Consider the following 19573-nt stretch of genomic DNA (forward strand, 5'->3'; position numbering starts at 1 on the left):
GCGGCAGGAAATAATACATATAGAGAGAAAATGATTGTGTACGTGCACAATGACGCAAAGGAGGACTGCTAGCAACATGGAGCAACAATTCCGTACATACGACTTTGAACTGGCAGGCCGCAAACTGACGCTGGAATTTGGCAAAATGGCAAAGCAAGCGCAAGGTTCGGTCTTGGTTCGGTACGGCGATACGGCCATCCTTTCAGCCGTGACGGTATCAAAGGAAGCGAAGCCGATCGATTTCTTTCCCTTGACTGTCAACTACGAGGAGCGTCTGTACGCGGTAGGAAAAATCCCTGGAGGCTTTATCAAGCGGGAAGGCCGTCCCAGCGAAAAGGCGATTCTGGCAAGCCGTCTGATTGACCGCCCGATCCGCCCGCTGTTCCCTGAAGGATTCCGCCATGATGTACAAGTGGTGAACACCGTTCTGTCTGTGGATCAGGACTGCTCTCCGGAAATCGCCGCCATGATCGGTACATCGGCTGCATTATGCGTATCGGAAATCCCGTTTGACGGACCGATCGCCGGTGTGATCGTCGGGCGTGTCGACGGCAAACTGGTCGTCAACCCGACTGTGGAGCAAATGGAAAAGAGCGATATTCACCTGGTAGTGGCCGGGACGCACACGGCGATCAACATGGTGGAAGCCGGTGCCGATCAAGTGCCGGAAGAGGTCATGCTGGAAGCGATCATGACCGGACACGATGTAATCAGGCAGCTGGTTGAGTTCCAAAACAAGATCGTCGCCGAAATCGGCAAGGAAAAAATGGCGGTCGTCCTGCATGAAGTCGATGCAGAAGTGAACAAAGCTGTCCGTGACTATGCCGAAGCGCGGTTGAAGGAAGCCATCCGCATCGAAGAAAAACAGGCGCGGTATGACGCGATCGACGCGATCAAGGCAGAGACCAAGCAGCATTTTGCCGAAGCGGATCCGGAAGCCTACGTACAGCAGGAAAAGGTTATCGAAGAAGTGCTGGGCAATATCGTCAAGGAAGAAGTGCGCCGTCTGATCACCGTGGAAAAAATCCGGCCGGATGGACGAGCACTGAATGAAATCCGCGCACTCTCCAGCGAAGTCGGCGTACTTCCGCGGACGCACGGCTCCGGTCTCTTTACACGCGGCCAGACACAGGCGCTCAGCGTCTGCACACTGGGTGCATTGGGTGACGTGCAAATCCTGGACGGACTCGGACTCGAGGAAACCAAGCGCTTCATGCACCATTACAACTTCCCGCCGTACAGTGTCGGAGAAGCGAGACCGCTTCGCCCGCCGGGACGCCGTGAAATCGGGCATGGTGCACTCGGGGAGCGTGCGATCGAGCCGATCATCCCGTCTGAGGTGGAGTTCCCGTATACCATCCGTCTGGTGTCGGAGGTCATCGAATCGAACGGATCTACCTCGCAGGCTTCGATCTGCGCCAGCGTGCTCGCGCTGATGGATGCAGGGGTGCCGATCAAAGCGCCGGTAGCAGGGATTGCCATGGGTCTGATCATGAGCGATGACGGAGAGACCTTCTCCATCCTGACCGACATCCAAGGGATGGAAGACCACCTCGGCGACATGGACTTCAAAGTAGCCGGTACCGAAAAAGGCGTTACTGCGATTCAGATGGATATCAAAATCGCCGGCATCAACCGCGAGATCCTGGAGCAAGCTCTGGAGCAAGCCAGAGAAGGACGACTAGCGATCCTCAAGCATATGCTCGGCACCATCTCCGAACCGCGTGCGACACTGTCGCCGTATGCGCCGAAGATCCTCACCATGCAGATCAATCCGGACAAGATTCGCGATGTGATCGGACCACAAGGCCGCGTGATCAACAAGATCATCGACGAAACCGGGGTCAAGATCGACATCGAGCAAGACGGCCGCATCTTCATCGCGTCGGTTGACCATGAAGCGAACCTGCGTGCGAAACAGATCATCGAAGATTTGGTGCGCGAGGTAGCAGTCGGACAAACCTATCTGGGCACGGTGAAGCGTGTGGAGAAATACGGGGCATTCGTCGAGCTGTTCGCCGGAAAAGAAGGGCTCTGCCATATTTCGCAGCTGGCGGAAGAGCGCGTAGCCAAGACAGAAGACGTCGTGGCCGTGGGCGACAAGATCATGGTCAAAGTCACAGAAATTGACGACCAAGGCCGGGTCAATCTCTCTCGCAAAGCGGTACTGAAAGAACAGCAGGCTGCCAAAAATGCAGCGGTGCAAGCAGAATAACCAACAACAAAAGGCTTCGTCACTCGAAGATTTCTTCGCGTACGGAAGCTTTTTCTTTTGCCTTCTATCTTTTCCCTCCTGCACATACATTGGACAAAAAGGACTTGTACCGTGTTCGGTAAAGGAGGGGCATCCCGATGAATCAAGCAGTGATCAAAAGAGTTCTGTTTACGATCGGCTCCGCCGTGCTGCTTGCTTTTCTCCTGAATTATCAGCCCATCGATCAATACATAGACGTCGTCAAGCTCCCGGCAAATCCGGCCCATCAAACAGTCGACCCGGACACCGCGAGCGGCCCGTCGGACAGCGGGAATAGGGACGAGGAGCTGCGCAAGCAAATCGAGCAGTGGCGGCAAGGCGTCGAGGAAGCGCCGATCGACGCCCGAATCGACCGCATCTGGAGGGCGATCCCCGGGTATAACGGAGTGGCCGTCAATGTAGAAGCCTCGCTGAAAAAGCTGCGGAGCGGGGAAGCCGCGGGGCCGCAATCCCTCGTGCTCGAAGAAGTGCCTCCGGCCGTGCAGCTGGAGCAGCTCGGCGCACATCCTATCTATCGGGGAAATCCGAGGAAGCCCGCGATCTCTTTCATGATCAATGTCGCCTGGGGAAATGAGTTCCTCGATCCGATCCTCGATACGCTGGATAAGCACGAGGTAAAGACGACTTTCTTCCTGGATGGATCATGGGTAAAGCGCTTCCCGGAGCTGGCGAAAAAAATTGCCGAGCGGGGACATGAGATCGGCAATCACGCCTATTCGCATCCGGATATGGCGAAAATCAGCACAGAGCGCATGCGCATGGAAATCGCCAAGACACAAAATGTGATCGAAAAGACGCTGGGCGTGAAGCCGACGCTGTTTGCGCCGCCGTCCGGCTCCTTTAATCAGACCGTGGTCGATCTGGCCAAAAACGAATTCCAGATGAAGACGATTCTCTGGACAGCGGATACGGTCGACTGGCGAAAGCCGCCGGTGGACCAGATGGTCGCGCGCGTCCGGGCGAAGATGGACAACGGCGTTCTCGTCCTGATGCACCCGACCGCACCCACCGCGGCCGGTCTGGACAGAATGATCCGCGATGCCAAAGAAAAAGGCCTTGCTCCGGTTCCCGTCTCGGAGCTCATCTCCAGCCAGCGGTTAAAATAACACCCCCTTTGTTGTGGGAACAGGTGAATTTTGTTATAGTAAAACTTGTTTACCAAATAACAGAAGCTTCTTAGAGATGGATAGTAACCGAGGAGGGTTTATGTGATACAAAGACATACATGTGAGAACGGGCTGCGCATTATCACGGAGAAAATTCCGTCCGTTCGCTCTGTGGCCTTGGGTTTATGGGTGGGCACCGGATCCAAATTCGAGACGGAAAAGGATAACGGGATCTCTCATTTTCTCGAGCATATGTTCTTCAAAGGGACGACGAACCGCTCGGCAAAGGAAATCGCGGAGACTTTCGATGAAATTGGCGGGAATGTAAACGCCTTCACCTCCAAAGAGTACACGTGCTATTACGCGCGTATACTGGATCAGCATGCGCCGATCGCGCTGGATATCCTGGCCGATATGTATTTCAACTCTGTCTTTGACGGAGAAGAGCTGGAAAAAGAAAAAAATGTCGTCATCGAGGAAATCAGCATGTACGAAGATACGCCGGATGATCTGGTCCATGATCTGATCGCCCGGGCTTGCTACGGAGACCATTCCCTGGGCTATTCGATCCTCGGCATAGATGACGTGCTTCGCTCGCTGTCTCGTGACGATCTGCTGCACTACATCGACGGCCATTACCTGCCGGCCAACACCGTCGTGACCGTAGCGGGCAACTTTGACGACGCGCTGATTGAAGACATCAAGCGCCGCTTTTCGGCACTGGACCGCCGCTCCACCCTGCCTGACATCAAAGCGCCTGTCTTTCTCGGCAATACCATCGCGCATCACAAAGCGACGGAGCAAGCCCATCTGTGCATCTCGCTGCCGGGCTTTCCGGTGGGCCACGAAGATACCTATTCGCTGATCCTGCTCAACAACGTGCTGGGCGGCAGCATGAGCTCCCGTCTCTTTCAGGAGATTCGCGAAGAGAGAGGACTTGCCTATTCAGTCTACTCGTACCACTCTTCTTTTAAAGAAGCGGGGACTTTTACTGTGTACACCGGAACCGCCCCTGAACAGGTTGGACAAGTATTCGACATCGTCGCCCATGTGCTTCGGGATGTAGCGGATCACGGCATTACGGAGAAGGAATTGAAAAAAGGCAAGGAACAATTGAAAGGAAGTCTGATGCTCAGCCTGGAGAGCACCAACAGCCGGATGAGCCGTCTCGGCAAGAACGAACTGCTGCTCGGACGCCATCTCAGTCTCGACGAGATTATCGCCAAGATTGACCGCGTGTCGCATGAATCCGTGCACGCCGTCGCCCAGCAGTTATTCCGCTCGAAGCTCGCCATGGCGATGGTAAGCCCGCTGGATGGCTTCCCGCAGAATGTCAAAAGCGATATTCTTCTCTAGGAGGCCCCATCGCTAGCTGGTGGCCGGGAAAAAACCCAGCATATGCCGGGTTTTTTTTCGTATACAAGTAGAAACGGAAATGCTGACGAGCCTGAAACGTAAGGGAGGGGGAGGACTCCCCGGGCTGGTTCGGGCCATCGTCCGCACAAAGCGGCTATTTCCGGGGAATGACAACGGCACGCAAAGGGGGCCACGGGCATGCGGTTAAGCGAGATGAGCGGAAAAGAGATTATCGGATTGGATAATGGCGAGCGCCTGGGCGTCATCGGCGACTCCGATCTGGAGATCCATTCGGAGACGGGCAAAATCAACGCGATCATCCTGCCGGGAACCAGCTTCTTTGGCTTTGGAAAAAAACGCGAGGAGATGGTGATCCCGTGGGAAGCTGTCGTAACGATCGGCGAAGATATGGTCATCATTCATGTTAATAAAAATCAGGTGCTGCAGGAAGGAAAATAGAGACCACACAAGTCACCTAACCCGCAAAAAGCGAATACGATGGTTTAGACCGTAACGCTTCCGTTATCTTTTTCACACGGAAAACCTTTGCGTTTCGATCGTTTAATGCAGTAAAATGTGTGGAAAGGGGAACGCAGCATGCTAACGGGCAAACATGTTGCCTTTGTCGGCGGTGACGCTCGCCAATTGGAAGTGATCAAGCGGTGCATTCAACTGGATGCGACAGTCACGCTGATCGGCTTCGACAATCTGGAAAGCATCTTCACCGGGGCAACGAAAAAACCATTAACATGCGATGTGTTGAAAGACGTTGATGCTCTCATTCTGCCTATTGTGGGTTCGGATGAAAATGGCTATGTGGAAAGCATCTTTTGCTCCAATCCGCCACAGCTGTTGGAGGAGCACGCAGCGAGTCTTCCCAAGCACTGTGTCGTATACACGGGTATGGCCAAGTCCTATCTGAAAGATTTGCTGTCGGCACAGAAAATTGAGCTGGTGGAGCTCCTGGAACGCGATGATGTGGCCATCTACAACTCCATTCCTACAGTGGAGGGGGCGTTGATGATGGCGATTCAAAATACGGACATCACGATTCACGGTTCCAGGTCCATTGTGCTTGGGTTAGGACGGACAGGCATGTCCATGGCGCGTGCGCTTCATTCTCTCGGGGCAAAAGTTCGCGTGGGAGCGAGACGTCAGGAACACTTAGCACGTATTTTTGAAATGGGGCTTGAGCCCTTTCATATGAGCGAACTCAAGCAGCAGGTTCACAATGCCGATTTTATCTTCAATACGGTCCCGAAGCTCGTTCTGACGGCGGAAGTGATCGCTCAGATGCCACAGACTGCCTTTATCCTCGATTTGGCTTCCAAACCAGGAGGAACAGATTTTCGTTACGCCGAAAGACGTGGTATTAAAGCATTGCTTGCACCCGGATTGCCTGGTATCGTCGCACCCAAAACAGCCGGACAGATTTTAGCTCACACCTTGTCGCGTCTTATCGGGGAGCAATCGATAACCAGGGGGAATCAGCATGACTAAACTTCAGGGAAAAACCATCGGTTTCGGGTTAACCGGGTCTCACTGCACGTTTGAGGAAACCATGCCGGAAATCAAGCGCTTGGTAGATGCCGGCGCTCGCGTGATCCCGATCGTCACCACGACCATCATGACGACCGATACCAGATTCGGGACCTCGGAGAGCTGGCAGCAGCAATTGATAGACATCACGGGAGAAAAGCTGATCACGACGATACCGGAGGCGGAGCCTTTGGGACCGTCAAAGCTGCTCGACGTGATGGTCATCGCACCCTGCACAGGGAATTCGACCAGCCGTCTGGCCAATGCGATTACGGACAGTCCCGTGTTGATGGCGGCCAAGGCGACGATGCGCAATCAGAGACCTGTGGTCGTTGCCATCTCCACCAATGACGGACTCGGGCTGAACGCTGCGAATATTGCCAAACTGCTGGCTGCCAAGAACATCTACTTTGTCCCATTCGGACAGGATGCGCCTGATAAAAAACCAACCTCGCTGGTCGCTCGTATGGATTTGATTCTGGAAACCTGCGAAGCTGCGTTAGAAGGCCGACAATTGCAACCCTTGTTAATAGAAAGATTTCAATACTAAAACAGACAAAGTACGATCGCGATTAGGAGGAGAGTAAAAGATGGCGAACCAGCTGACCTACAATGTTGCTGTGGTCGGTGCAACCGGCGCAGTCGGGCAGCAAATGATCAGGATTTTAGAAGAGCGGAATTTTCCGGTGAAGCAGTTGAAGCTGCTTGCGTCCAGCCGTTCGGCAGGCAAGACGGTCAAGTTTCAGGGTCAGGAAGTCGTGGTGGAAGAAGCGACTCCCGACAGCTTTGCTGGCGTAGACTACGCCCTGTTTAGCGCAGGCGGAGCGATCAGCAAGGAACTGGCTCATCATGCCGTCCGCCACGGTGCCGTCGTGATCGACAACACCAGCGCATTCCGGATGGACCCAGAAGTACCGCTGGTGGTACCGGAAGTGAACATGGACGCCGCTCTTGCCCACAAGGGTATCATTGCTAACCCGAATTGCTCGACAATTCAAATGGTAGCCGCTTTGAAACCCCTGTATGATCGCTATGGAATAGATCGCATTATCGTTTCGACGTACCAGGCCGTATCCGGTGCGGGAGCATCTGCCATCGAAGAGCTGCTCACTCAGTCCCGCGACGTGCTGGACGGAAAAGAGCCCGAGTGCAAGGTGCTTCCGGTCGGAAAGCTGCCGGTTCATCATCAAATCGCATTCAACGCGATTCCGCAAATCGATGTATTTACCGAGAATGGCTTTACCTTTGAAGAAATGAAGATGACGAATGAGACGAAGAAGATTTTTGGCGACGAGAGTGTGGCTGTATCGGCTACCTGCGTTCGGATTCCTGTCGTCTACGGGCATAGCGAATCCGTCTATGTCGAGCTGAAGCAGGACTACGATCTGGAGGAAGTGAAAGCCCTCCTGGAAAAAGCGCCAGGCATCGTTCTCGTCGACGATCCGGAAAACCAGCGCTATCCATTGGCTACAGAGGCTACAGGCAAACTGGATGTGTTTGTGGGACGTTTGCGTCGAGACCTGACTCACCAAAGAGGCCTTCACATGTGGATTGTTTCTGACAACCTTCTCAAAGGTGCTGCTTGGAATACCGTACAAATTGCGGAAGAACTCATCAAAGCACGAGCATAGGGGAGAGGTTTGTGAAAATACTCGTCCAGAAATTCGGGGGGTCTTCACTCACGTCAGAAGATTGCCGAATCAGGGCTATTACCCATATGAAGAGAGCGCTCGACGAAGGCTATGCCCTCGTCGTTGTCGTGTCGGCGATGGGGCGCAAAGGCGACCCGTATGCCACCGACACCCTGTTGCAACTGGTCCGAAGCAATGGCAATGGTTTGCCAAAACGAGAGACGGATTTGCTTTTGCACACCGGTGAAATTATCTCGGCGACGGTGATATGCAGCATGCTGGGTGCCCAGGGAATCCCGGCTACCATCTTGACCGGTGGGCAAGCTAATATTGTCACCAGCGAGGATTTTACCAGCGCCCAGATCCTGACGATCGATCCTGCGCGGATCCTGCAGGAGCTCAGTGAAGGCAAAGTGGTGATCGTTCCCGGATTTCAGGGACGCACCCTGGACTGGGAGATCACGACTCTCGGCCGTGGCGGAAGCGATACGACCGCTACAGCACTTGGGGTGGCGCTGCATGCAGAGATGGTCGATATCTTTACCGACGTAAACGGCATCATGACGGCAGACCCTCGGATCGTCGAGGAAGCACAGCCGCTGACGAGTGTCACATACGCAGAAATTTGCAACATGGCTCATCTGGGGGCGAAAGTGATTCATCCGCGAGCTGTCGAAATTGCCATGCAGGCAAATGTCCCGATTCGCGTCAGATCCACGTTTTCAGATGACCCCGGGACGTTGGTGACCAATCTGCTGGAGATCAGACGGATGGGCTATACCGTGCATGACCGTCTGGTGATGGGCATCGCCCACGTGCCGAACATTACACAGATCAAGGTCGCCAACAAGGATGGCCGTTATGACACGCAGCTGCAGGTATTCAAGGCCATGGCCAAGAATAACATCAGCGTAGACTTTATCAACGTGAACCCGCTGGGAGTAGCCTATACCGTACATGACGAGATGGCGGAAAAAGCCTCTCATATCCTGCATGATATGGGCTATGAGCCGCAGCTACTGCCCCATTGCGCCAAGGTGTCCGTCATCGGGGCCGGCATGACAGGCGTACCCGGGGTCATGGCACAGATCGTGGAAGCTCTCACGCATGAAGATATACCGATCTTGCAGTCTGCGGACTCCCATACCACCATATGGGTTCTGGTGCATGAGGAAGACATGGTTCGGGCCGTACGCTCCCTTCATCACCAATTTCAATTGCATAACGGACACCTATAAGTTCACGGGTAAGTACAGAAAGAGGAGTTGGGGGCAGTGGCACGTTTTGGCCGACTGGTTACCGCGATGGTAACCCCTTTTGATGAGCAACTGAAAGTCGATTGCGAAAAAACCGAACGCCTGATAGACCATCTGCTGGCGACAGGGACGGAAGCGCTCGTCGTCAGCGGGACGACAGGAGAGTCGCCGACGCTCTCCGCCGAGGAAAAACTGGAATTGTTCAAGCATGTCGTCTCCTACGCGAAGGGAAAATGCCACATCATCGCCGGAACGGGGAGCAATGACACAGCATCCAGCATTCAGATTACGCAAGCGGTGGAACAGCTCGGCGTCGACGGCGTCATGCTGGTCACGCCATACTACAGCCGTCCTTCCCAAGAAGGCATCTATCAGCATTTCAAGGCGCTGGCGGAGTCCGTCAAGCTGCCGGTCATGCTGTACAATGTCCCGGGCAGGACGAGTGTAAACATGACGGCGGAGACGACCCTGCGGCTTGCCGAGCTGCCGAATGTGGTCTGCGTCAAGGAAGCATCGGGCAATCTGTCCCAAATGGCGACGATTATCGAGCATGCCCCGGAAGGCTTTGAGCTGTACAGCGGCGATGACGGATTGACCCTGCCTGTGCTCGCGATTGGCGGCGTCGGCGTCGTCAGTGTCGCCAGCCACGTCGTGGGCCGGGAGATGACGGAGATGATAGCGGCCTTTTTCCAGGGCGAACTGAAGCAGGCGGCCGCGCTTCATCGCAAGCTGCTGCCTGTTTTTGAAGGCTTGTTCGCGTACCCGAGCCCCGGGCCTACCAAGGCTGCACTGGAGAAGCTGGGCGTAGCGGCAGGCGGCGTGCGGCTGCCGCTCGTGGAACTGACTGAGCAGGAAAAGGCATTTGTCTACTCCTTGCTGGAGAGATAAGTGTGGAAAAAGGGAAGGGAGCCGTCTGGCGATGACGGCTCCCTTTTTCTCGTGCGCCACGCATGGCGACTAACTAGGCGGTGAAAGTCCGCTGTGGGGGCTGGTAGTGGCCAACCACTAGCCAAGAGCAAGGGTGTCCACCGTGAGGTGGAATCTGAAGGAAGCTGGAGGCAAAATCCCGGCCCGAGGAACACGAACATCATCAGGCATATGGAATGGGACAAGCTTGCGAGACAAAGCAAAGTCCAATACACTACACGGACATTCCGGTGTAAATGATGCGGGTATATGGGAGGAAAGTGAGTCGTCTTACCGTGGGAGGTCTCATGGACGTGAGAAGATGACATTCGAATCACGGTTGAAACAAGATTTATCATGAGAAGTCAGCAGACGCCATAGTACCTCGAGCAGTCGACGGCTTGAGGGAAGGGCTGAACCTTAGGAGGTGGTCGTCAATGAATGTTACCGAAACAGGAGATAAGGGCAGCCAACTTCCAACGGAAGGCTCACCGCAAAAGAATAGTGCGGAACACGAAGGATATGCGGGAGTGCACGTTCCTGAGAGGATAGCTGAAACCGACGACACCAACGCAAACGAGTCGAAGGAAAGGTTACTTGAGAAAATCATAAGCAGAGACAATTTGAACGAAGCGTTCAAAAGAGTCAAAGCGAATAAAGGTTCACACGGAATCGACGGGATGGGCGTAGATGAACTTCTACAATATCTCAAAGAAAACGGTGAAACCATCAAGGAACAAATCCTGGCGGGCAGATATCGCCCAAATCCCGTTCGAAGGGTAGAAATCCCAAAAGAGAACGGAAAGAAAAGAAACCTGGGCATCCCAACGGTGGTTGATCGAGTAATCCAGCAGGCAATTGCACAAATGCTCACGCCGATCTATGAGCAACAGTTCTCGGACAACAGCTTCGGGTTCCGACCCAAACGAAGTGCCCACCAAGCCATAAGGCGCAGCCAGCAATATATTCAGGAAGGCTACCGCTATGTTGTGGATATGGATCTAGAGAAATACTTTGACACCGTCAACCAAAGCAAGCTCATTGAAGTACTCTCAAGAACGATTAAGGACGGACGAGTCATTTCACTAATTCATAAATATCTTCGGGCAGGAGTTGTCGTGAAGCACAAGTTTGAGGAAACAGAAGTCGGCGTACCGCAGGGCGGGAATCTGAGTCCAATTCTCAGTAATATCATGCTGAATGAGTTGGACAAGGAGCTGGAGAAGAGAGGACACAAGTTTGTGCGATACGCAGATGATTTACTCATCTTCTGCAAGAGCAGACGAAGTGCCGAACGGACACTAACCAACATTCTCCCCTACATTGAAAAGAAGCTGTTCCTAAAAGTAAATCGGGAGAAAACCGTGGTGGACCTAGCCATTCGAGTGAAGTTTCTGGGATTCTCATTCTACAACCAACGAGGGCAAGTGAAAGTCCGCATCCATCCCAAATCCATCGCCAAAATGAAAACAAGAGTGAAGGAACTAACCGCAAGAAGCAATGGCATGGGAAATGAAGAGAGAGCCGAAAGGCTCAGACGCTATATCATGGGATGGGTCAACTACTTCAAGATTGCGGATATGAAGAACCTGCTCCAAACAACGGATGAATGGATGAGAAGAAGGATTCGAATGATCTACTGGAAACAATGGAAACGAATAAGGACAAAATTCGAAAAGCTGATCTCGTTTGGAATCCCAAAGTTCAAGGCATGGGAATACGCAAATACAAGAAAGAGCTACTGGAGAATCTCCAATAGCCCCATCCTCGCGAAAGCCCTCGATAACAACACCATTAAAGGCCTCGGATTTCTTTTCTTCTCAGATTATTATCGACAAGTGACTGCGTGAACTAAGGAACCGCCGTATACCGAACGGTACGTACGGTGGTGTGGGAGGTCGGCTACTCAACTAATGGGTAGCCCCCTACCCGATTTTGCTCTCTTTGCTTCTAGCGCCGATTAACCGGGGTGGGCGAGCTGGAGCAAGAGCAGAGCGCAGCCCAGTACGATATTGGTCCAGCCGAGTATGTTGGCCGCCTTCGTTTCGCGATGCATGCGGAGGAGCCGGTAGCCGGCAGCATCTACGCGGATCACGAAGACCCCCGATAACAGCAACAAACAAACTGCGTAATCGTAATAGCCGATTTCCAGAGAGAGGTTAATGCAGCGTGAAATAATAACTGGAAAACAGGGTAGTGAATACGGCGGTCACCCATACGGCGAGGAAGAGGATGTCCAGCCTCTCCAATATATAGGCCGGCAACGATGTCATCCGGGCCAGTTCCAGGGTAGGCCAGAGGAGCAGCTTCGTCTCCTCGGCGCCAAAGATGGCGATGCTGGCGATCACGATGAGCACATAGAGACCGCCGGAGACCAGAATGGCGAGGCTGGAGGCCCACAGGGCTTTGGCCGGAGAATAGCAAGGCGACCAGTCGGGACAGGCGTACAAAGCTGGAGAGAACGAAGCGCTCCGAGTAATCGTCGACAGACTGATAAAATTGGCTGAACACGGCAGGTGCGATCAGAGCAAAGGGAGAGCCGTCTACGAGAATGACCACGCGCCCCTCCAGCAAATTGGCAACAGACTTGTCAGGCCGCTCTGTATTTTGTATTTGCGGAAAGGGAGAAATATTATGGTCCTCTATATACTGTTCCAAATAGCCGGAATCTACCATACGTCGATATCTATGGTACCGAGGCGTCTCAGCACCTCTGTCACGAGGGAGGGATGGCAGACATCCCGAAGGTAGCAGACGGCCACTTTTCTCCGCCAGGACGAAACTGCCCGAGAGCAGAGATTCATAGGCAATTCCCTCCAGAGACGGCGATTGCCGCTTCCCGTCTTCATCGTGAGGCGGGGAAGCGGAGAGCAGAGGACGGAGGACGCCGTTTTGAATCTCCTGTTTGTCGACCATATTTTCCAAATCAAATAGCGCCGCCGGGTATCGGCCAAACGCGTCAAAGCGACGAATGATCAGATCGTCTGTCCCATCGAAAATCTGCTGCAGGTGGTCGATATTCTTTTCCAATTCGGAAGCTATTCGCCCGTATTCAGTAGGGGCAGAATAAGACTGCTTCATCGGGTAGCGAGGCACCGCTCTTTTTTGCTTTTTCTGTTTGAGCCACTGCAAAAGAGACAAGTGGATAGTCCCCTTTCGCTAAGTTACCGAATAGTCTGTCAGTTTTTTTTCAATTCCATACGATTTTGGGGCATTTTTTTCTCCTACAGTTAATTTTGTAAGTAGTTCTTTTTTCTTGTGTTCCACTTTTCCATTCGGGTATAATGAGAATAAGTGATTTGGGGCGGTTAATTGAGTGTGATAGACAACTAAATATAGGAGGTTACATGTTTTGGCAAAATCGAATCACTCTGTTCTCATTTTCGCCCTGGGCGGAGTAGGCGAAATTGGGAAGAATATGTACGTGGTCCAATGCGATGATGACATCGTAGTCATCGACGCTGGCCTGAAATTTCCAGAGGAGGAAATGCTGGGAATTGACATGGTCATCCCGGACATCACGTATCTGGAGGAAAACCGCGACAAGGTACGCGGCATTATTGTTACGCACGGACACGAAGACCACATTGGCGGGCTGAGCTATGTGCTGAAACGATTGAAAGTACCGGTATACGCAACAAAATTAACCTTGGGCCTGATCGATGCAAAATTAAAAGAAGCGGGTATCCTAAACGAAACCAAGCGGATTTTAATTAACAGCGATTCGGAGTTGGTTCTCGGCAATTTGAAAGCGACATTTTTCCGCGTAAACCACAGCATTCCGGATAGTGTAGGCGTCTGTTTGGAAACACCGGAAGGCTACGTGGTGCACACGGGAGATTTCAAGTTTGACCAAACGCCTGTCAACAATCAGGTTGCAGATCTGGCGAAAATGGCCATGATCGGCGACCGCGGTGTTTTATGCCTGCTGTCTGACAGCACCAACGCAGAGCGCCCCGGTTTTACCGGCTCAGAGCGTTCTGTAGGCAAGGCCCTCATGGATGTGTTCAGCAAAGCGACAGGACGGATTATTGTCTCCACCTTTGCTTCCAACGTTCACCGCATCCAGCAAGTCGTGGATGCAGCGGCGCAGTATGGGAGAAAAGTCGCCGTCGTCGGCAGGAGCATGCAAAACGTTATCAACATCAGCAGAGATCTCGGGTATCTTCATATGCCTGACGGGCTGTTGATCGATACAGATGAGGTAAACAAGCTGCCCGCCGAGCAAGTCGCTATCTTATCCACTGGAAGTCAGGGAGAGCCGATGTCCGCGCTCACCCGCATGGCCCGATCCGCCCATCGGAAAATAGACATTCTTCCAGGGGACACCGTAATCATTGCAGCTACCCCCATTCCGGGCAACGAAAAGTACGTCGCGCGTACGATTGATCAGTTGTCCCGTATTGGCGCCGAAGTTATTTATGGCGGTCATGGACCGAACGGAACCGTCCACGTCTCCGGTCACGGCAGTCAGGAAGAGCTTCGCCTGATGTTGAATCTGATGAAGCCGAAGTATTTTATTCCCATTCACGGAGAGTTCCGCATGCTCAAAATGCACAGCATCCTGGCTGAACAAGTGGGCATTCCGAGTGAAAACATCTTCCTTTTGGATAATGGAGACACCGTGGAGATCTCGGGAGGAAAAGCACGCTACGGCCCGAAGGTTCATGCAGGAAACGTCTTGATCGACGGCCTGGGTGTCGGGGATGTAGGAAATATTGTTCTTCGGGACAGAAAATTGTTATCGCAGGATGGAATTCTGGTAGTCGTCGTTACACTCAGCAAACAAAATGGTACGATTTTGTCCGGACCTGACATCATTTCGCGCGGATTTGTATACGTCCGCGAGTCGGAAGAATTGTTGGACGAGGCAAATCGCATCGTCACCCAAACACTTGTGAAATGCATGGAAGAAAATGTGAATGAATGGTCTTCACTCAAGAACAACGTAAAAGAAGCGCTTGGTCGTTTCTTATACGAGGAGACGCGTCGTCGTCCAATGATCTTGCCGATTATCATGGAAGTGTAGACTAGTGATGAATAAAGGAGCCAATGGCCTTTTTATAAAAGGTTGTTGGTTCCTTTTTTAATGGTAAAGTTGTAAATATTCTCATAATATGACCGCGACACAAACAAAAAAGCGCCGCTGAGGGCGCCTAAGGCTGTGAGACAGCCGAGATATTTAGGATTCCGGCGTACTGTACGGACTCGGAGATGCTTTTTCCATGTGTTCATTCTTGTTCTCCGGCTCTCGCTGGACCTTCTCCGCACTTTTCGAGAAGCCCTCTCGCTTTAACCGCTCCACTAAGAGCTCTTTGTCGTTCATCGGTTCACCTTCTTTCTATGAGAGATTTTTTGCAAGCCAAGAGTGAATCGGCAGCTTGCCCAATTGATTATGTGTCAGCGTCTGGAAACATGCTGTCATAACCGGTCCGGGGAATATCGATATTCTTCTCTTTTCCAGTCCGGTCAATCTTGCCGTCATTCGTTCCTTCCATATAGTCATCACTGACCTGTTCGTGCGTGATGGCCAGGCCCTGATCCGTGAAGGAACGGCTTTGGTAATCGGCGGGATCATACGTATTCTCTGCGACGTCTTCAGCGATTTGCTGCAGGTCTGTAGATTGGTTATTCTCCACAGGCTACCCTCCCTTCTCCACATGCCGCGCGTATAAAATCGGGCGCATTCCCTATTATCTGCATGAAGGGCAGCTTCGACCCAAAAACTTTGTAAATCCGCACAAAGAACGAGAATTTCCTTTCCTTGCATTTTTTACCCGCGAGCTATCCATACTATCACCGACCAGTGAAGGAGGAGGATTCATGCAAAAACGTAACAGGCCTGATTATTTGAATCAACCGCCTTTTAGCGGGGCTGAAGAGCCGCAGCAGCCGACTCCGGTCGTAGAGCCGCAGCGCGTACCGCAGCCCCCGGCAGAAAGCCCGGCCCCTGAAGATTCCAAGAAGCGCTTGCTCGATTCCATTACCCAACTGGGACAGACCAACGTCCCGCAATTGGAGAGCAATATCTATTGCCTGACGGTGATCGGTCAGGTAGAGGGACATATTCAGCTCCCCCCGCAAAACAAGACGACCAAATACGAACATCTCATTCCCCAGCTGGTAGCTGCTGAGCAAAATAGCAAAATCGAGGGCGTACTGGTGATCCTCAATACGGTCGGCGGGGACGTGGAAGCGGGTCTGGCCATCGCGGAAATGGTTGCCTCTCTGTCCAAGCCCGTGGTCACGCTGGTGCTGGGAGGAGGGCACAGTATCGGGGTGCCGATAGCAGTGGCAGGGGATTATTCCTTTATCGCGGAAACCGCTACGATGACGATCCATCCGATTCGCTTGACGGGTCTCGTCATTGGCGTGCCGCAAACCTTTGAATATCTGGACAAAATGCAAGACCGCGTCGTCAGCTTCATCGCCCGTCACTCTCGAATTTCCGAAGAAAAGTTCCGCGAATTGATGCTCAAGACCGGGGAGCTGACCCGCGATATCGGAACCAATGTCGTCGGTACCGATGCCGTCAAACACGGGTTGATCGATGAAGTCGGCGGGCTCGGAAAGGCGCTCAAAAAGCTGAATGAACTGATCGAGAAGGCGAGAGCCGGCAACGGAGAGAAGGTGCTGCAGTGATCTTTTATTCCGTCATGCCGATGGAAGTCGTATTCGAAGGGATGGATCAACTGGAGAAGCAAGTATTGCAGGAACTGCCCGTTGGCGAGGCGACCATGCTTGTCCAGCAGACCGGCCCCTATGAGGGCAGGCTGGTCCGCCTGATTAGCCCCAACCCGCAGGATTATCTCAATCCGGCGTACGCGCCGGGTCAGGTCATCCGTTTTCGCCCCGAGCGATTCGGGGAATAAGTCCTGTATTTCTACGATTTTCCTGTGTTATACTAGATGTGAACGAACAGCAGCCGAACATCATGCCGGCTGCCTTTTTATACGCATGCAGGCTTATGCCGTCGCGGGAATGAGAGAAAGGAGGCATGCCATCTGAGTAGAAGAGAGAAAAGACAGTCGCAAACGGCAGTAGCCTCTGTTGTCAAACTGGAGCTGGTGGGTCTGGTCGTGATCGTCCTGAGCCTGATCGGTCTGTTGGAGAGCGGGTGGCTAGGCAAAAACATCCTCGCCTTCCTGTTCCGGTTTTTGGCGGGATCGTGGGATTTCACCATCCCCGTCTTGATGATGGGACTGTCCGTACATATGATGTTTACGCGCAAGCCGCCGCGCCTGTCGATACGCGTATGTGGCTTGCTGTTGATTCTGCTCGCCGTATTGACCTGGGATCATCTGATTTTGTACAAGCAGATCACAGCGGGAGGCACATTTGCCGAGCAGAGCATCCTGAAAGTGACGTGGGACCGGCTCTTGCTCGACCATGGTCAAAAGGTTTCGACGACCGGTGTGGGCGGAGGCATGGTCGGTGCCCTGCTGTTCGCGATCTGCAACGCTTTGGTTGGCCTCGTCGGGACCGGGCTGATGATCGGTTTTCTGTTCCTGGTCGGATTGATGTTCTTATTTAATCTCTCGTACGTGGATATCGCCCTTTTTGTGAAGGACAAGCTGGCTTCTCTGTATGCCAAGATAAAAGATTCAGTCAAAGATTCGATAGACATGCTGCAAAGCGAGAGCCAGAAAAGAAAGCAGCAGGCGGAGGCCGCGCGCGAAGCCGCCAAATCGAAGCAGGCGGAAGAAGCGGCCGCGGGTACAGGTGTGCCTGTCGGCGAGACTGCCGCAGGAGCCGCACCGGTAGTCGAAGCGATGCCTGGCGAGACAGATCGTGACCCTGGGCAGCCTGTCGTAGCGCCGTTAATTCGCGATTTTGCCGAAAAGCTGGCAACCGAACAGGACAGCGATACAGACGGAAATGGACATGTTCACGCCGGACACAGTCAAACCGGACCGGCTGCTCTCAAACAGGGGGCTGGACCATACAGGCAGGCAGACCGGGAAATTACCTTCTCCCTCGAAGGAGAGGAAGAAATTTTTGGCACGCTGGAGGAAGCGGGCGCACAGCTCAGCATTCCGTATATCTTGCCGAGCATCCAGATGCTGTCCCGCCCCAAAGGGTATACGCCGGGCAAGGACGTCGATCACACGTCCAATGCCAACAAACTGGTGCAGACGCTGAAAAGCTTTGGCGTCAACGCCATCGTCTCGGAGGTCCATCGCGGCCCCGCCGTGACGCGCTATGAAGTGCAGCCTGCCACCGGCGTAAAAGTGAGCAGAATCGTCAGTTTGACCGATGATCTCGCGCTGGCGCTGGCGGCAAAGGACATACGGATCGAAGCGCCCATCCCTGGCAAATCGGCCATCGGGATCGAGATTCCCAATTCCGAGGTGGCGATGGTCTCCCTCCGAGAAGTGCTGGAAGCTCCCTCCTACCAGGATGCCTCGGCCAAACTGACCGTCGCGCTGGGCCGGGATATTTCCGGCGAGCCGATCGTGGCCGATCTGACCAAAATGCCCCACCTTCTCGTAGCCGGTGCGACCGGGAGCGGAAAGTCCGTCTGCATCAACGGCTTGATCATGAGCATTTTGTTCAAGGCGACACCCGATGAGGTCAAGCTGATGATGGTGGACCCGAAAATGGTGGAACTCAATGTCTACAACGGCATCCCGCATCTCCTGGCGCCGGTGGTGACCGATCCGCGCCGCGCCTCGGTGGCGCTGAAAAAGGTGGTCGCGGAGATGGAGCGGCGCTATAATCTCTTTGCCAAGACAGGCAGCCGCAACATCGAGATGTACAACCAGCAGGCAGACGGATCGCCGCTTCCGTACATCGTGGTCATCGTCGACGAGCTGGCCGACCTGATGATGGTCGCGCCGGGTGAAGTGGAGGACGCCATTTGCCGGTTGGCGCAGATGGCGAGGGCTGCCGGCATTCATTTGATCATTGCGACACAGCGGCCGTCTGTGGATGTCATCACGGGTCTGATCAAGGCGAATATTCCGTCGAGGATCGCCTTTGGCGTATCGTCGATGGCCGATTCTCGGACGATCCTCGACATGGGCGGCGCAGAAAAGCTGCTCGGCCGAGGCGACATGCTGTATCTTCCGATGGGCGCCTCCAAACCGACCCGCGTCCAGGGAGCCTTCGTCTCGGACAAGGAAGTAGAAGAGGTAGTCAGATTTGTGAAAGAGCAGCAGGAAGCCCGCTATCAGGAGGACATGATTCCGGAGGAGATCTCGGAAGAAGCCCAGCCTGTAGCCGATGACGACATGTTCGATCAGGCCGTCCAGGTAGTCGTCGAGGCCCAGACCGCATCGGCATCGCTCCTGCAGCGGAGGCTGCGGGTGGGATATACCCGTGCCGCCCGGCTGATCGACATGATGGAAGCACAGGGAATCGTGGGGCCGTACGAAGGCAGCAAGCCGCGGGAAGTGCGGATTCCGCGCCCTGCTCCCGAGAGCAATATTTCATAAAAGAATAATCACAAAATATATATAGCGATAAGTCACGAATGTAGGGGCGAATCAGGCAAGCAATAAAAAAATTGGCTTGCATGATATT

General features: G+C 53.4%; 18 protein-coding genes and 1 pseudogene. 14 read left to right on the forward strand and 5 right to left on the reverse strand.

The window, feature by feature from the left end; all coding sequences use genetic code 11:
- Positions 1-76 precede the first annotated feature (76 nt).
- From pnp to ltrA, 10 genes are all read left to right on the forward strand, one after another.
- Positions 77-2215, forward strand: coding sequence for a polyribonucleotide nucleotidyltransferase (gene pnp, locus JD108_RS10095; protein ID WP_198829685.1), 2139 nt, complete (start codon positions 77-79; stop codon positions 2213-2215).
- 137 nt (positions 2216-2352) lie between these two features.
- The gene (locus JD108_RS10100) at positions 2353-3360 is read left to right on the forward strand and encodes a polysaccharide deacetylase family protein (RefSeq protein ID WP_198829686.1); all 1008 of its coding nucleotides are present in this window, start codon (positions 2353-2355) and stop codon (positions 3358-3360) included.
- Positions 3361-3462: 102 nt separating this feature from the next.
- Positions 3463-4716, forward strand: a complete 1254-nt coding sequence (locus tag JD108_RS10105; RefSeq protein WP_198829687.1) for a M16 family metallopeptidase — start codon at positions 3463-3465, stop codon at positions 4714-4716.
- 198 nt (positions 4717-4914) lie between these two features.
- Positions 4915-5175, forward strand: coding sequence for a YlmC/YmxH family sporulation protein (locus JD108_RS10110; protein ID WP_198829688.1), 261 nt, complete (start codon positions 4915-4917; stop codon positions 5173-5175).
- A gap of 138 nt (positions 5176-5313) precedes the next feature.
- Positions 5314-6216, forward strand: coding sequence for a dipicolinate synthase subunit DpsA (gene dpsA / locus JD108_RS10115; RefSeq protein WP_198829689.1), 903 nt, complete (start codon positions 5314-5316; stop codon positions 6214-6216).
- A complete protein-coding gene (locus JD108_RS10120; protein WP_198829690.1) occupies positions 6209-6805 on the forward strand; it encodes a dipicolinate synthase subunit B in 597 nt (198 codons plus the stop codon). The genes dpsA and JD108_RS10120 overlap by 8 nt, the downstream gene beginning before the upstream one ends.
- Positions 6806-6845: 40 nt before the next feature.
- The gene (locus JD108_RS10125; protein WP_198829691.1) at positions 6846-7886 is read left to right on the forward strand and encodes an aspartate-semialdehyde dehydrogenase; all 1041 of its coding nucleotides are present in this window, start codon (positions 6846-6848) and stop codon (positions 7884-7886) included.
- Between the two features lie 11 nt (positions 7887-7897).
- Positions 7898-9124, forward strand: coding sequence for an aspartate kinase (gene dapG / locus JD108_RS10130; RefSeq protein WP_198829692.1), 1227 nt, complete (start codon positions 7898-7900; stop codon positions 9122-9124).
- A 36-nt stretch (positions 9125-9160) separates the two neighbouring features.
- A complete protein-coding gene (gene dapA, locus JD108_RS10135) occupies positions 9161-10030 on the forward strand; it encodes a 4-hydroxy-tetrahydrodipicolinate synthase (protein WP_198829693.1) in 870 nt (289 codons plus the stop codon).
- 455 nt (positions 10031-10485) lie between these two features.
- Positions 10486-11898 (forward strand): group II intron reverse transcriptase/maturase, encoded by a 1413-nt coding sequence (ltrA, locus tag JD108_RS10140; RefSeq protein WP_198826346.1) that lies wholly within the window; start codon positions 10486-10488, stop codon positions 11896-11898.
- Positions 11899-12008: 110 nt separating this feature from the next.
- On the opposite strand, the gene JD108_RS22680 is transcribed toward ltrA, so the two are convergent.
- The 3 genes and pseudogenes from JD108_RS22680 to JD108_RS22820 all read right to left on the reverse strand — a co-directional run.
- Positions 12009-12227: a CLC_0170 family protein gene (locus JD108_RS22680; protein ID WP_323958420.1), complete on the reverse strand. Its 219-nt coding sequence runs from the start codon at positions 12225-12227 to the stop codon at positions 12009-12011.
- Entirely contained in the window at positions 12208-12498 is a 291-nt protein-coding gene (locus tag JD108_RS10145) for a GerAB/ArcD/ProY family transporter (protein ID WP_407649410.1), read from the reverse strand. The genes JD108_RS22680 and JD108_RS10145 overlap by 20 nt, the downstream gene beginning before the upstream one ends.
- A 22-nt stretch (positions 12499-12520) precedes the next feature.
- Positions 12521-13129 (reverse strand): annotated as a pseudogene (locus JD108_RS22820) (spore germination protein); the annotation flags it as partial.
- Between the two features lie 271 nt (positions 13130-13400).
- Here JD108_RS22820 and JD108_RS10155 point away from each other — a divergent pair.
- Positions 13401-15077 carry a ribonuclease J gene (locus JD108_RS10155; RefSeq protein WP_198829694.1) on the forward strand — a complete coding sequence of 559 codons (1677 nt, stop codon included), beginning with the start codon at positions 13401-13403 and terminating at the stop codon, positions 15075-15077.
- 153 nt (positions 15078-15230) lie between these two features.
- On the opposite strand, the gene JD108_RS22185 is transcribed toward JD108_RS10155, so the two are convergent.
- Complete coding sequence (locus JD108_RS22185) at positions 15231-15374, reverse strand: hypothetical protein (protein ID WP_213086154.1); 144 nt, start codon at positions 15372-15374, stop codon at positions 15231-15233.
- Positions 15375-15441: 67 nt separating this feature from the next.
- Positions 15442-15687 (reverse strand): YozQ family protein, encoded by a 246-nt coding sequence (locus JD108_RS10160; RefSeq protein ID WP_198829695.1) that lies wholly within the window; start codon positions 15685-15687, stop codon positions 15442-15444.
- Between the two features lie 184 nt (positions 15688-15871).
- Here JD108_RS10160 and JD108_RS10165 point away from each other — a divergent pair, with 184 nt between their 5' ends.
- From JD108_RS10165 to JD108_RS10175, 3 genes are all read left to right on the forward strand, one after another.
- Positions 15872-16690, forward strand: a complete 819-nt coding sequence (locus JD108_RS10165) for a ClpP family protease (protein WP_198829696.1) — start codon at positions 15872-15874, stop codon at positions 16688-16690.
- Positions 16687-16920, forward strand: coding sequence for a YlzJ-like family protein (locus JD108_RS10170; RefSeq protein ID WP_198829697.1), 234 nt, complete (start codon positions 16687-16689; stop codon positions 16918-16920). The genes JD108_RS10165 and JD108_RS10170 overlap by 4 nt, the downstream gene beginning before the upstream one ends.
- A gap of 132 nt (positions 16921-17052) precedes the next feature.
- Positions 17053-19485, forward strand: coding sequence for a DNA translocase FtsK (locus JD108_RS10175; protein WP_198830064.1), 2433 nt, complete (start codon positions 17053-17055; stop codon positions 19483-19485).
- Positions 19486-19573: the final 88 nt, after the last annotated feature.

It is taken from the genome of Brevibacillus composti (genome assembly GCF_016406105.1).
GTDB lineage: Bacteria > Bacillota > Bacilli > Brevibacillales > Brevibacillaceae > Brevibacillus > Brevibacillus composti.